Origin of the sequence: Pseudomonas sp. AMR01 (genome assembly GCF_041946035.1) — a bacterium.
GTDB lineage: Bacteria > Pseudomonadota > Gammaproteobacteria > Pseudomonadales > Pseudomonadaceae > Aquipseudomonas > Aquipseudomonas antarctica_B.
This window is the reverse complement of the sequence record NZ_JAUTYR010000031.1, coordinates 44192-57357: the sequence shown is the minus strand read 5'-3', so window position 1 is coordinate 57357 and position 13166 is coordinate 44192. Positions and strand designations below refer to the sequence as shown.

Genomic DNA, 13166 nt, shown 5'->3' with positions numbered 1-13166 from the left:
GCATTCATCCTCATTGGGGCCGCTTCGCAGCCCAACGCGGGGCAAGCCCGCTCGCCACAGGGGTGCGAAGCAGCCCTAAAACCAGGCGCTGCGGAGTATCTGATATACGGCATTCATCCTCATTGGGGCCGCTTCGCAGCCCAACGCGGGGCAAGCCCGCTCGCCACAGGGGTGCGAAGCAGCCCTGAAATCAGGCGCTGCGGAGTATCTGATACACGGCATTCATCCTCATTGGGGCCGCTTCGCGGCCCAACGCGGGGCAAGCCCGCTCGCCACAGGGATGTCGGGGGGGGGGGGCGTCACCTTTGGGGAGGTAGGTAGAGGCTTAAACCATCAACCCCAACGTCTTGGCCTTGGCCACCGCTTGAGTTCTTCGCTCCACACCGAGCTTGCTGTGGATACGCCGCGCGTGCGTCTTGACGGTGTGCAGGGAAATAAACAGCCGGTCAGCGATTTCCAGGTTGGAATTACCAGACGCGATCAACTGCAGCACTTCCAGCTCCCGATGGCTCAAGGGGTTTTGCGCCACGCCCGTGGGCGACGCCTGGGGTTCCAGGCCCAGCTCACTCAATAGCCCAGGCGAGCGCAAACGCAATTCTCGAACGGCTTGCTGAACCTGGCAACGCGCCGCCAGTTGCAGGCCGGTTTGCAGAGCGCGACGCGCCAAACCCACATCCCCCAACTGCCAGGCAACTTCCCCCAGCACCAACTGCAACTCGGTTTCCAGGCATAGCATGCCGCGCTGTTGGGTGGCCTCAAGCAAGGCCGTGAGCCGCGCGATGGGCTGATCGGCACAGCCCAGTTTGACTTCAGCCAATACCAGCAGGTATTCCAGGCGCGGGATCAATTCCAGGGTGGCCGGCGGCGCCTGCCGCGCCTGCGGCCCGCGAAAGTGACGCAGCACCCGGCGCACCGCTTCCACAGTCAGCTCGGCGCGACCTTGTTGCAGCCAAAAATGCCCGCTGATCAACAGCAACACCGCGCGGTACACCGTGTCCGGCACATGGCGTTGCTGCATCAGTCGCTCGGCTTCGCGCAGTTGGATAAACGCCTGCGCATAGTCGCCGTGGTTGGCGGCCAACAGCGCCAGCCCAAGAAAACCGTACAGCACGCGTTTGTCCTGGCTATGCAGGCACATCTTCAAGCCCGCATCGAAGCATTCGGCGGCCAGCGTGTCCTGCCCCTGACGCAACGCCAGGTGCCCGCGCCGCAGGGCGATCCGCCCCATCAACGGCCCGGCCTTGAGGCGCTGTTGCTCGAGCATCGCCTGCAGGTTTTCCAACAGGCTTTGCGCGCGATACGGCGCACCGCGTTGCTCCAGCAATTGTGCGTGGTCCAGCTCAAGCAAGGCTTCCAGCACCAGCGAGCCATGGGCACGGGCCAGGCACAGGGCTTCGCGGTTTAAAGCCTGGGCCACGTCCAACTCGCCGCGCAGCAAGGCTTGCTGGGTCAGGCCCGACAGGCACATCAGCCGCGACGTCCAGGCGCTGTCGGGCAAGGCTTGCAACGCCTCCAGAAAATGCGCGCGGGAGCGTTCGGCATCGCCGCCCAAATGCAGCAACCAGCCCCACAACGCCTGCCAGCGCGCCAACAGATGCCGCTGTTGCGCCGCCGTCGATTGCGGGGCGAACCGGGCCAGTTGATCGATACACACCGCCGCCTGCTCGAAGCGCCCGGCAAACAACAAGGCCGCCGTCACCAGCCCAACCAGTTGCGCCGAGCCGAGCATCAATTCGTCGCCGTGCTCCTCGTGCAGGCGCAACAACAGCACGGCGTTTTGCTGGCGAAACACATCCTCGAAACTGAAGTGCTGCAACAGGCTCACCGCCACTTCGTACTCTTCGGCGAGCAGCGCCTGTTCAAACGCTGCCTGCCAGTCACGCTCGGCGGTGAACCACTGGCATGCACGCCGATGCCATGACCGTTTGGCCGGCCAGGGTTCATCGCGCAGCAACCGCGCCAGCGGTGGGAAAACCTGTAACCACTCGCTGGTGTCTTCCCACGGCTGGATAAACGCGCCGAGCGCCTGTAAATCGCGCAGGTATTGATCACCGTCGCCAGCCCCAAACAGGTGCTCACACAGGCTCACGTTGAAACGCGGCAGATGGGCCAGCACGCGCCAGGCGTCGGCCAGTTCCGCCGGCAAGGTACCGAGCAGCTCGTGTTGCAGATAATCGAGCAAGGTCTTGTCGGGGTGGCCGTCGCCGAGCATCGCGATGCGCACACCCGCGCACCAACCGGCGCTGAACTGCATGACGCTGTCGACGGTTTGCCCAGGGCTCAGCAGCTGTTGAATGTGCGCCGGGCTGAATGACAATTCGCTGCACTCCAGCAACTCATCGTCGAGCAACAGGCGCGGCCAATTGCACAGCGGTCGTCGTCGCGCGCCCAGCCACCAGGTCAGCGCGGGACTGGCGGTGGTGAGCAAACGGTCGAGCAAGGCGTCCAGCTCGGGGGCGGGCTGGCGGCAGAAATCATCGAGAAACACCCAGGCCGTGGCTTGCCAGCGGCTAAGGTCGAGCAGCAATGTGGCTTCATCCACAAAGGGCAGGCTCAGGTGGTGCGCCAAGCGCTGGCAGAAATCAGCCGGGCTGAGCGTGCCGCCATTGAGGGGCAGCCAATACACCGGGCAGCCGGCCGGCGCCTGCAACGCACACTCGGCGAGCAAGGCGCTCTTGCCACTGCCGCCCGGCGCACACAGCAACCTCACCCTGGCGGGCGCGGCGAGCAACGGCTCGGTCAGATGGGGGCGCAACACATGGTGGGCGGACAGCCGAGGCATGAATCCAGGACGATCCAGGAGGGGTGTCATGGCGGTCATTGCTGCATCCTGCTTTTTTATTGTTATGCAACCTGATGCCTACCCTAGTCCTGTGGTTGGCGGTTGTTGAAGAAGTATTCAGCGCAATGATTGAAAGGCATGCACAAAACTAAATGTGGGAGCCAGCTCCCACACAAGCCAGCTCCCACAGGTTGATTGCATTTCAAATGAAGATCAGCGAACGCCCTCGGACCTCAGCGCCGCAGGAGTGTAATCCGCCGCCTTTGCCGCAAAGCCAAACACGAAACTGTGCTTCTCCTCGTTCTTCATCCCCAGCGCGATGTAGCGCCCGGCGATGATGTCGTACAGCGTTTCCACGGTGTACGCCGGCACTTGATGGTCGTAGTAAAACTGCGCATGGCCCTCAGCGATGCGCCACAGTTGGCCACGGCCGTCGTAGTGATCCACCAGCGCAACCTGCCAGCTGTCTTCGTCGATGTACATGTGGCGCTTGGCGTAGATATGCCGCTCGCTCGGTTTCACGGTGCCTACCACTTCCCACACGCGGTGCAGCTCATAGCGGGTGAGGTCCTGGTTGATATGCCCGGCCTTGATGATGTCGTCGTATTTGAGCGTCGGCGAGTCGAGCTTGTAGCTGTTGTAGGGGATGTACATCTCCTTCTTGCCCACCAGTTTCCAGTCGTAACGGTCGGGGGCGCCGGAGAACATGTCGAAGTTATCGGTGGTGCGCAGGCCGTCCGAGGCGGTGCCCGGCCCGTCATACGACACTTGCGGCGCGCGGCGCACACGGCGCTGGCCGGCGTTGTAGATCCACGCCAGGCGCGGCTCCTTCACCTGGTCCAGGGTTTCGTGCACCAGCAGCACGTTGCCCGCCAAGCGTGCCGGCGCGGTAACCGATTGCTTGAAGAAACTCAGCACGTTGGCCGCCTTGGCCGGGTCGATATCCGGGATGGCCTGGGGCACCGCCACTTCTTCCTCAAAGCGGATTGGCGTGTAGCTGCCGTTGGTCTGCGGGGTGGCCTGGATGATGATGCGGCGCAGGTTGCCGCCGTGATAGCGGGTGATGTGGTTCCACAGCACCTCCACGCCAGTTTTCGGAATCGGAAACGCGTAGTAACGGTTGCCGGTGAAGTTTTCCAGGCCGTTGCCGTCGTTGATGGTTTTGACGTTCAGCGCGCTGCGCTTGATCGACTCGTAGATGTCCGGCGGCAGGTTGACCGTGCGGTGGCTCGGGTACACCGGGATCTTGTAGGTTTCGGGGTAGCGTTTGAACATCGCCACCTGGCCGTCGGAGAGCTTGTCCTTGTACTTGTCGACCGTGGCGGCGGTGATTACGAACAGCGGTTTCTCATTGGCGAACGGGTCGGCGAGGAAGCCCTTGCTGTCCACGGCGCCGGCGTTTTTCGGGATACCGCCGGTCCAGGCCGGGATCGAGCCGTCGGCGTTGCCGGCTTTTTCGGCGCCGACCGGGGTCAAGGTGGTACCGAGCTTGGCAGCCTCTTCGGGTGAGACCGCCGCCATTACCTGAGCGGCGAGCAAGCTCAGGGCCATCACTGCAAATAGCTTACGCATAGATTCTTGTCCTTGTTTAAGCCAGATCAGAAGTTCACGCCGAAGCTGAGGGCGAGGAAGTCGCGGTCGGTCAGGGTGTTGTAGTCGCCGCCAAAAAAGTCGGTGTAGCTCAGGCTCGCGGTGTAGGTGTTGCGGTAGTCCGCGTCCACACCGACGCTGATGGCCTTGGAGCCCTCGTTGAAAATGCCGTTGGGGCCATAGCCGCTGACGTCATGGGACCATGACAGGTTGGGCTTGAGGTTCACCCCGGCAAACACGTTGTTGTAGTCAAGGATGGCCCGGGCGCGATAACCCCAGGAGTTGGCCGTGACGAAACCGTCGGTATCGCCCTGAAACCCGTAGGCGCCGTACACCGAGTCGCGGCCGTAGCGCAGTTGGGATTTGTCTTCCAGCCCACCGACGTGCACGAACGCCGCCTCGCCCACCAACGTCAGGCGTGAGGCGCCCAGGACCTGGTCGAAGAATTGGGTCATGGTGCTCTGGATCTGGGTGATTTCCTTGCGGCGGTAACCGGCGTTATCCGAGCCGAACGAACTGCGGATTGGCGAGGCGGTGTTGCCGGAGATCGGGTTGACCAGCGCCAGAGTCAGGTCGGTGGTGTTGAGCTGCACCGGCGCATTCGGCCGATAGCTGATTTCGCCGGTCCATGCCGTACCGGTAGGCAAGGTGGTGGAGAAGCTCGCGCCGTACAGGCGAATGTCTTCCGGGTAATCGAGGTAGTACTGGCCACGCCCGAGCATGGTGCTTTGAGCCAGGCCTGCGCCGGAGCCGGGCGCGATGGCATTGGCGGTGGCGGCAATACGCCCGATGGTGGCCAGGCTGGTGTTGGCGGTGAGGGTGCCCACGGTGGGCGTGCGGCTGTGGTAATTCATGAAGTACAGGCCGTACTCGGTGTCATCGCCGAGCCAGCGCAAGGCCGCGCCGAACTGGCCGCCATCGCGCGCGTCGCGGTCCTTGGCACGCTGCACCACCACGCCTTCACGGGTGACCTGAAAGCCCTGGCCGAAGGCGGCTGCCACCGGTTGCAGCGGCGCAATCGCCGGGCTGCCGACGGTGTAGTTGTCGTTGCAGCCGTGGGCAGCCACATCGCCACCAAAAAAGGTGCCGCAGTTATCCAGTACGGTGTTTTCCCAGTTCAGTTGGTAGAACCCTTCAACGGATAACTGGTTGGTCAGACTTTGGGAAGCGAACAGCATGTTGACCGGAATCAGGCCTTCCTTGATTTCGGCGCCCGGGCGGCGAAACGCGGAGACGTCGATGGGGTTGATGCTGTTGATCGAGTTACCGATAAACGTACTCTCACCCCAGCTCACCACCTGCTTGCCCACGCGCACGTTGCCCGGCTGGTCGCCGATGGAATAGTTGTGATAGACGAAGGCGTCGAGCAGCTCGTAGCCGGACGAGCGCGCGCCCTCGTCGCGGTGGTTATTGCTGATTTGTTTGAATTCGCGGTCTTCGTCCTGCAACTCGAAGTCGTACCAGTACTTGCCGCGCACAAACACGCCGCTGTCGCCGTACTTGAGCTCCAGGTCGTGAATGCCTTTGAAGATTTTCGAGAAGGTCTCACCCTTCTTGAAGTTCAACCGCCCGTCATCCCCGGTGGACGCCTGCCCCGTGCCGCCGTTGGGAGTGCCCACCAACTTCTTGTCGGCATCGCGCATGCCCCAACTGGCGCCGACCGACAGCGAAGAATCGAATTGCCCTTCGATCTCGCCAATGTTGAACGACACAGCCTGCGCCTGGGCACAGCACCCCAGCGCAACCGCCGCAGCGAGCGCCTGTGGCGTGAAGATGGCGCGCATTGTTGTTTTTGTCATGCGTCTTCCCCGGTGAGTGACAGAAGGCCCCACCCTACTGCCGCCTTTCGGGAGGGATAAGCGCACCAAGGAGGTATTCGTGTTGTCGCTCGAAAGGATTAACAGGCCCTCTGGCCGGGGTTTGGGCGGGGCCATGGACCGGATAGATGAACCGGTATCAGGAGAATGGATAGCGCGCGCATGACCGCGCGCTGCCACGCCGTGCACGGGAACGATCGTTACGAATTGCGTAATAGTCCTTGTCCTGAACTGCTATTACTCATTTTGTTACAAGCGGATATTCTTGCCGGGCTTTCAGGGCAAATGGCCCGCTGGCACAACTGCCGGAAAAGTCTGATTCCAATAGATTGATCCATTTTTCAATCTATTACCGCTGTTCACTGACGTTGATTTGTCGCTCCTTGATCCAACGTCTTACTTCGGCCGCTGCCTTTGCAGCGGCCTTTTTTATGCCTGAAATAAAACGGGGCGCCATCAGCGCCCCGTGGGATTCAACATCGTTCAAGCAACGATCAAAAGCTGAATTTCTGCAAGTTGGCCATCATCTCCTTCAACGCTTCGATGGTGTCCTTGGGGTGAGCCGCGCCTTCAAAATCGCAAATCTGCGCCCAATGCGCCGCCACGTCATCCGGCGAGAAGCCCGCCTCAGGGTCAAACCCCACACCGAGGCTGCGTTCCCAGCGAGTCTTGCCGATCCAGCCACCGCCCACTTCAAACAGCCCTGAAGTTTCCTGGCAGGCTTCGCTGCCCAGGAACACCACCAGCGGGCTGACCAGTTCCGGCTTGAGGCGTTCGAACACTTGCGGCGGGATCAGGCCTTCGGTCATGCGCGTGCCGCCAGTGGGGGCAATGGCGTTGACCAGGATGTTGTTCTTGCGCCCTTCCAACGCCAGGGTGCGGGTTAAACCATACAGGCCAAGCTTGGCCATGCCGTAGTTGGACTGGCCGAAGTTGCCGTAGATGCCAGAGGTGGACGCGGTAAAAATCACCCGGCCATAACCCTGCTCGCGCAGGTGTGGCCAGGCAGCGCGGGTGACTTTGTACGCGCCTTCGACATGCACCCGGTAAACCAGGTCCCAGTCACCGTCTTCCATTTTGTGGAAGGTCTTGTCGCGCAGGATGCCGGCGTTGTTGACCACAACGTCGATGCGGCCGAACACGTCGAGGGCGTTCTGCACGATCTTGTCACCGTCGGTGACGGAATCGTGGTTGGCTTCGGCAATGCCGCCTGCCTCACGGATTTCAGCCACTACGCGGTCAGCCGCCGAGGCATTGGCGCCCTCGCCCTGGGTAGAACCGCCAAGGTCGTTGACCAGCACTTTGGCCCCGTGCCTGGCGAACAGCAGCGCATGGGCCCGGCCCAACCCGCCGCCGGCACCGGTGACGATCACGACCTTATCCTTGAACTGCACTGACTCACTCATACCGAACTCCGCTGGCGACAATGGGAATGGGGTGAGTGTCAGGCACACAGGCGCTGGTCACAATAAAGTCGGCCGAGGCTGAATGGTGCTTGATAAGGCAGCGGGATGATTGGGTGGGGGCCGCAATCAGGCATCACAAATACGCCAACTCCCTCACAGGCCCCGCGATCCGCTCGCGAAACGCCAGGTAATGCTTGAGCACCAGCACCGGCGCTTCAATCTGCGGGTAGTGGCCGATGTTCGCCAGCAATACCGTATCGGGATGCGGCACCAGCTCGTGATAACGCTCAACCATGTGCGCACCGGAGATCGGATCAACCTCGCCATCGATCACCCGCAACGGCACTTCGCCGCGCTGCATGGCGGCCACCCAGCGCTCACGCATCTGCCGGCGCTGAGGGATGTAGTTGATGAGTTTATGCAGGATGCGCGTCCCGTCGTTGCAGTTGATCAAACTCCAGAAATCATCCAGCGCGCTCTCGCTGGGCCGCGTATTCGGGCCGAAAATCTGGCTGAAGCTGTCCGATAACGCACTACGCCTGAAGGCGCGTCCGATCATCCAGCCCAGCGGGCTGAGCAACAGTTTTTGCACCAGCACCGAACGATGGGTTTCCGGAAACAGCCCCCCGTTAAGGAACACACAGCTGGCCATTTGAAAGCGGCCCTCGTAATGACGCGCCAACAATTCCTGAGCCACGCTGTCGCCGTAGTCATGGGCCAACACATGCACCGGTTGCTCCACGCGCAGGTGCTCGAGCAGCGCCTGCTGCAGGTCGGCCTGTTCCAGCAGGCAATAGTCGTGATCCACCGGCTTGGCCGACTCGCCGAAACCGAGCATGTCGCAGGCGATCACCAGGTTGCGCTGGGCCAGGGGTTGCCACAGGTAATGCCAGTCCCAGCTGGCCGTGGGGAAGCCATGGATCAACAGCAGCGGCTCGCCCTGCCCGGCCACCCAGTAACGAATGGTGCGACCACGAAAGACGAACGCCTGGCTGCGTTTGCGCCAGGCTCTGAGCGGAATTTCGGCGAGTGGCATCAGCTTTTATACCCGGGGTCTTGGCTGTCCAATTTACGCAGCAACGCCGGCCAGGCCAGCGCGCCTCCCATACCTTGAGCGCTCTTTGTGACAGCAGCCACCATTGCCCTGGCGCCGGCGAGAATCTGCGGCTCGATGGCGATCAACGCTGCCCCACCGTTCTGCGCCAGTACCTGGATATCGCAGGTGCGCTGGAAGGTGAACATCATCAGGAAGGTATCGGCGATGGTGCCGCCACAGGTCAACAGCCCGTGGTTGTGCAGCATCAGGAAATTGTTGTCGCCAAGGTCCGCCTGCAGGCGCGCCTTTTCTTCAGGGTTCAGCGCCACACCTTCGTAGGCGTGATACGCCAGGCTCGACAAGACAAAAATGGATTGCTGACTGATGGGCAGTACGCCCTGCTTCTGCGCGGAAACAGCGACGCCGGACGCCGTGTGGGTGTGGATGACGCACGTCACGTCGTGGCGCACTTCATGGATAGCGCTGTGGATGGTGTAGCCCGCCGGGTTGATCTCGTAGGGGCTGTCCATCAGTTTGTTGCCGGCCTGATCGACCTTGACCAGGCTCGATGCGGTTATCTCGTGAAACATCAGCCCGTAGGGGTTGATCAGGAAATCATCGGTGCCCGGCACCTTGGCCGAGATGTGCGTGAAGATCAGGTCGTCCCAGCCGTGCAACGCCACCAGGCGATAGCACGCGGCGAGGTCGACACGCGCTTGCCACTCGGCAGCGCTGACCTGATCTTTGACATTCTGTGACAACAGGATGGGGGCTAGACTCACGGCAACGACCTCCTTGGTGCTCGTTCTTATTGTTTTTTTGAGTGAGGGGTCAGTCTAGACAGGCGCCGTCACGCAAAGTAGTCGCCTTCGCAGCCAGCTTGATGACTGAGCGAGTCATCCATGAGCGTAGTCCATATAACGTCAGAGAAGCGCCGCCAATAAAGGCGCGGCGTGCCAGCGGCGTACGCAAGTGCAGCCACTTGAGCAACACGCTGCCCAGCATGGCTGGCATTGCTGCGCGAGTTTCCGGTCAACCGCGCAGTGCAGTAACCAGTTCAGCCAGCCACGGCTCGGCGTCGGACTCCGGGGTGACGCTTTCGCTGGCGTCCAGGCGCAGCATCGGCAGCACTTCACGCACGCCCAGCTCACCGAATAGTTCGCGCATCTGTTCGCCACCGCCACAGAAGGTGTCGCCGTAGCTCGCATCGCCCAGGCCGATCACGGCGCCCGGCAGGCCACGCCAGGCGGCGGGCAACTGGTCGCGAATCGTCGAATAAAGCGGTTGCAGGTTGTCAGGCAGCTCGCCCATGCCGGTGGTCGACGTCACCGCCAGAAATGCCTCTGGGGCGAAGGCATGCACATCAGCCAGGGTAGCGCGAGGGTTGTGCCAGGCTTCAAAACCGGCCGCGTTGAGGATACCGGCGGCGTGGCGGGCGACTTCTTCAGCCGTGCCGTAGACCGAGCCGGAAAGGATGGCGACTTTCATCAATCTGATCCTGTGGTTGAGCGAAAGCGTGGGATATTAGCAGCTGACGCAAATATTTCAGCGCGCTCGGCGCAACATTCAATAGTTGCCATACACTCCAAGCGCCGACACATGCAATGGACCGCTTTATGATTAACGCCACGCTGATGCAAATCGTCATTAACGCTTCCAACGACGGCATCGTCGTCGCCGAACGAGAAGGCCGGGACAAGCCGGTGATCTACGTCAACCCAGCCTTCGAGCGAATGACCGGTTACACCCTCGACGACATCCTGTATCAGGACTGCCGTTTTCTGCAGTCCGGTGATCGCGACCAGGTCGCTTTGAACGCCATTCGTGAAGCCCTCGACAAGGGCGGTTCCTGCCGGCAAACCCTGCGTAATTACCGCAAGGACGGCACGCACTTCTGGAACGAACTGTCGCTTTCGACGGTTTATAACGAGGCTGACAAGCAGACGTACTTCGTCGGCGTGCAAAAAGACGTCACCACACAGGTGAAGGCTCAACAGCGCGTGGCCCAGCTGGAAGCCCAGGTGGCGGAGCTGCAAGAGCAACTGGCAGCCCTGCAAGCGGCGAGCGCGATTAACAAGTTGTAGAAAATTCGGCCTTTACAGCGATAATGGCTTTTTAACGCCCACAGCCTTGAGCTACGTCAATGCACCGCGACACTCTCTTGACACAGGACGAACTGGATTTCATCCAGGACATGCAGCACAACCCGCAGCTTAACGTGCGGGATGCGTGGTCGAGCCTGACCGTCAACGGCGGTGCACAGATTCGCGATTTGCTCACCCGGCTCGCCGCTCACGACCACGTCACTATTCAAGCCCAGTTCGACAACCAGCAGCTCACCTTCCCGTTGCATTTGGTGGAAGACGAGTTTCATGCGGTGCATTTGCGGTTGGGCGTGCCGAGCATTTTCGAAGACGGGCCGATGATTCGGCCCTGGCGCCTGGTGCTGGAAACGCCGGTGGCTCTGGAGAACGTCAGGGGCAACCCGACGGCGCTGTGGGTGCATGAGGTGTCATTCAAGGGCGTGCTGATCGAGATTCGCGGCCGGATCAAGGCACCACAAACCTTTTCCCTGTGGTTTAGCCCGTCCGGGTACGAGCGCATTGCGCTGCGCGGCACACTGGAGCGGGAAACTGCGCGGGGTTTGTTTGCCTACCGCCTGAGCCAAAGTGATGCCGATGAAATCGAGCGCTTGCGCCAGTTCATCCTGCACCAGCATCGTTTGGTGCACCCGCACGTCCATGCCTGAAATCAGGTATCCAGTTGGCCATTCAGAAATTGCTGCAAACGGTGCTGCATTAACCGCGCGTCGTTGCCCAGGCAGCCAATTGATGACCCCGCCAGGCTGTCTTCTGCCAGGTCCGACGCATCCCCAGCCAGCAGTAACGGGCAATCCAGTGTTATTGCCAGACGCTTGAGCCGCGTCGGCAACTCGCTGACGGGGGCTCGATTGGAAAACAGCACAAGCGCTTGCGGCCGTGTCTTCTCACAGACCAGCGTCAACTCATCGAACGGCTGGCCAACCCCTAACACTTTGACGGCGAGCTTTTCGCTGCCGATCAATAAACCCGCAACCAGTAATTCCAGCTCACGGCACTCCCCGGCGATGGCAGCCAACAACACCCGCGGTGCCGCCGAAGCACAGGCCATTTGCAGACGATAGGCGGTGCGCGAGCGCAGGAAGTTGTCGAAGAACAGCCACTCGCTGGCCTGACCGAAGCCGCCGTGATGGCGCAACAGTTGCTGCCACAGCGGCATGAGGATGTCTTGAAACACCACGGCCGTTGAGTACGCAGAGAAAATCTGGCCGTACAACCGGTCGAGCTGGCGGTCATCGAATGCGTTGATCGCCAGGCGCAATTGCGTTTGCCACTGCTGCCACTCCAGTTCGGTATCAATACGCGAGGACGTGGGCGATTCGCTGTGCAATTCATCACGTGCGAGGATCTTGCCCACCTTGCTCACCGACACGCCGCGCTCGATCCAGTCGAGAACACGGTGCACGGTGTCGATATCGGCGCTTGAATACAGCCGATGCCCACTTTCGGTGCGCGTGGGCTGAATGAGTCCATAACGGCGCTCCCAGGCACGCAATGTCACGGGGTTGACGCCGGTCAGACGTGAAACCTCGCGAATAGGAAAGAGCTGTTCAGCGTCGAAGACACTGTCATGCGTCTTTTCACGCCGGGGAGCAATAATTTCGGCCATCAGAGATCGGATACGCTGGAGTCGGAGTGGGTGCTATTTAGCGCAGTTTCCGGCCTTCCATTCAAGGCCCAACGCCAATCGACGGATGCCGCTGGCGTATTTTGTCAAAACAGGAATAATCCTTGCCTGTCTTTTCCACGTCGCTGCAACACCCCGCAGCGTCGTTCGTGCGCCACCTACCCGGTTCAGCGCACCCGTCTTATATGGAGATACACAATGTCTACCTCCCCCGTCACTTTGATGGTTGCGCGCCGCGTGGCAAAAGGGCGCTACGAAGAACTGATGGCCTGGCTGCGCGAAGGCGAGCAATTGGCCACTGACTTCCCCGGCTATTTGGGTTCCGGTGTGCTGGCTCCGCCGCCCCATGACGATGAATTTCAGATTATTTTCCGTTTCGCCGACGAAAAAACCCTGCATGCCTGGGAGTTCTCCGCCTCGCGCAGTGCCTGGTTGAGCCGTGGCAGCGAGTTGTTTGCCGACCCGTCCGAGCACCGCGTCAGTGGCATCGATGGCTGGTTTGGCGCAGCAGGCGTACGCCCACCGCGCTGGAAGCAGGCGGTGGCAATCTGGCTGGCGTTTTTCCCGGTGTCGCTGCTGTTCAACTTCGGTCTGGGTTCATTGCTCAACGAACTGGACCTGTTCAGCCGCGTACTGGTGAGCACACTGGCACTCACGCCGCTGATGGTTTACTGCTTCATCCCGCTGTCCACGCACCTGTTGGCGAGCTGGCTGCACCCTGCGCCACCACCGGCCAAGGTTACCGAAGCCGCCGCTTGAGTACAGGGCCGCATGTCGCTGGTATAGTTTCCACCTGCCAGCGACGTGAG

General features: G+C 61.1%; 11 protein-coding genes. 3 read left to right on the top strand and 8 right to left on the bottom strand.

Annotated features, from left to right (window positions below):
* Positions 1 to 325 precede the first annotated feature (325 nt).
* From Q7C20_RS21590 to Q7C20_RS21560, 7 genes are all read right to left on the bottom strand, one after another.
* A complete protein-coding gene (locus Q7C20_RS21590) occupies positions 326 to 2821 on the bottom strand; it encodes a LuxR C-terminal-related transcriptional regulator (RefSeq protein ID WP_375070063.1) in 2496 nt (831 codons plus the stop codon).
* Positions 2822 to 2995: 174 nt separating this feature from the next.
* Positions 2996 to 4354 (bottom strand): DUF1329 domain-containing protein, encoded by a 1359-nt coding sequence (locus tag Q7C20_RS21585; RefSeq protein ID WP_375070062.1) that lies wholly within the window; start codon positions 4352 to 4354, stop codon positions 2996 to 2998.
* Between the two features lie 26 nt (positions 4355 to 4380).
* Entirely contained in the window at positions 4381 to 6171 is a 1791-nt protein-coding gene (locus tag Q7C20_RS21580; RefSeq protein ID WP_375070061.1) for a DUF1302 domain-containing protein, read from the bottom strand.
* Positions 6172 to 6683: 512 nt separating this feature from the next.
* Positions 6684 to 7595 (bottom strand): SDR family oxidoreductase, encoded by a 912-nt coding sequence (locus Q7C20_RS21575; RefSeq protein WP_375070059.1) that lies wholly within the window; start codon positions 7593 to 7595, stop codon positions 6684 to 6686.
* A gap of 133 nt (positions 7596 to 7728) precedes the next feature.
* Entirely contained in the window at positions 7729 to 8631 is a 903-nt protein-coding gene (locus tag Q7C20_RS21570; protein WP_375070058.1) for an alpha/beta fold hydrolase, read from the bottom strand.
* A complete protein-coding gene (locus Q7C20_RS21565; protein WP_375070056.1) occupies positions 8631 to 9413 on the bottom strand; it encodes a class II aldolase/adducin family protein in 783 nt (260 codons plus the stop codon). The genes Q7C20_RS21570 and Q7C20_RS21565 overlap by 1 nt, the downstream gene beginning before the upstream one ends.
* Before the next feature lie 250 nt (positions 9414 to 9663).
* Positions 9664 to 10119 (bottom strand): flavodoxin, encoded by a 456-nt coding sequence (locus tag Q7C20_RS21560; RefSeq protein WP_375070054.1) that lies wholly within the window; start codon positions 10117 to 10119, stop codon positions 9664 to 9666.
* A 128-nt stretch (positions 10120 to 10247) separates the two neighbouring features.
* On the opposite strand from Q7C20_RS21560, the gene Q7C20_RS21555 reads away from it, so the two are divergent.
* Both Q7C20_RS21555 and Q7C20_RS21550 read left to right on the top strand, forming a co-directional pair.
* Positions 10248 to 10715 carry a PAS domain-containing protein gene (locus Q7C20_RS21555; RefSeq protein WP_375070053.1) on the top strand — a complete coding sequence of 156 codons (468 nt, stop codon included), beginning with the start codon at positions 10248 to 10250 and terminating at the stop codon, positions 10713 to 10715.
* 59 nt (positions 10716 to 10774) lie between these two features.
* Positions 10775 to 11380: a hypothetical protein gene (locus Q7C20_RS21550; protein ID WP_375070052.1), complete on the top strand. Its 606-nt coding sequence runs from the start codon at positions 10775 to 10777 to the stop codon at positions 11378 to 11380.
* Positions 11381 to 11382: 2 nt separating this feature from the next.
* Here the strand turns inward: Q7C20_RS21550 and Q7C20_RS21545 are convergent, their stop codons facing one another.
* Positions 11383 to 12339: a MerR family transcriptional regulator gene (locus Q7C20_RS21545; RefSeq protein WP_375070050.1), complete on the bottom strand. Its 957-nt coding sequence runs from the start codon at positions 12337 to 12339 to the stop codon at positions 11383 to 11385.
* Between the two features lie 216 nt (positions 12340 to 12555).
* Between Q7C20_RS21545 and Q7C20_RS21540 the strand changes: the two genes are divergently transcribed.
* Positions 12556 to 13116, top strand: coding sequence for an antibiotic biosynthesis monooxygenase (locus Q7C20_RS21540; protein WP_348060035.1), 561 nt, complete (start codon positions 12556 to 12558; stop codon positions 13114 to 13116).
* Positions 13117 to 13166: the final 50 nt, after the last annotated feature.

Excerpts from the sequence above, each read along its gene's own strand:
- Q7C20_RS21590 (WP_375070063.1), bottom strand. The coding sequence starts at position 2,821 with ATGACCGCCATGACACCCCTCCTGGATCGTCCTGGATTCATGCCTCGG.
- Q7C20_RS21585 (WP_375070062.1), bottom strand. The coding sequence starts at position 4,354 with ATGCGTAAGCTATTTGCAGTGATGGCCCTGAGCTTGCTCGCCGCTCAG.
- Q7C20_RS21580 (WP_375070061.1), bottom strand. The coding sequence starts at position 6,171 with ATGACAAAAACAACAATGCGCGCCATCTTCACGCCACAGGCGCTCGCT.
- Q7C20_RS21575 (WP_375070059.1), bottom strand. The coding sequence starts at position 7,595 with ATGAGTGAGTCAGTGCAGTTCAAGGATAAGGTCGTGATCGTCACCGGT.
- Q7C20_RS21570 (WP_375070058.1), bottom strand. The coding sequence starts at position 8,631 with ATGCCACTCGCCGAAATTCCGCTCAGAGCCTGGCGCAAACGCAGCCAG.
- Q7C20_RS21560 (WP_375070054.1), bottom strand. The coding sequence starts at position 10,119 with ATGAAAGTCGCCATCCTTTCCGGCTCGGTCTACGGCACGGCTGAAGAA.
- Q7C20_RS21555 (WP_375070053.1), top strand. The coding sequence starts at position 10,248 with ATGATTAACGCCACGCTGATGCAAATCGTCATTAACGCTTCCAACGAC.
- Q7C20_RS21550 (WP_375070052.1), top strand. The coding sequence starts at position 10,775 with ATGCACCGCGACACTCTCTTGACACAGGACGAACTGGATTTCATCCAG.
- Q7C20_RS21545 (WP_375070050.1), bottom strand. The coding sequence starts at position 12,339 with ATGGCCGAAATTATTGCTCCCCGGCGTGAAAAGACGCATGACAGTGTC.
- Q7C20_RS21540 (WP_348060035.1), top strand. The coding sequence starts at position 12,556 with ATGTCTACCTCCCCCGTCACTTTGATGGTTGCGCGCCGCGTGGCAAAA.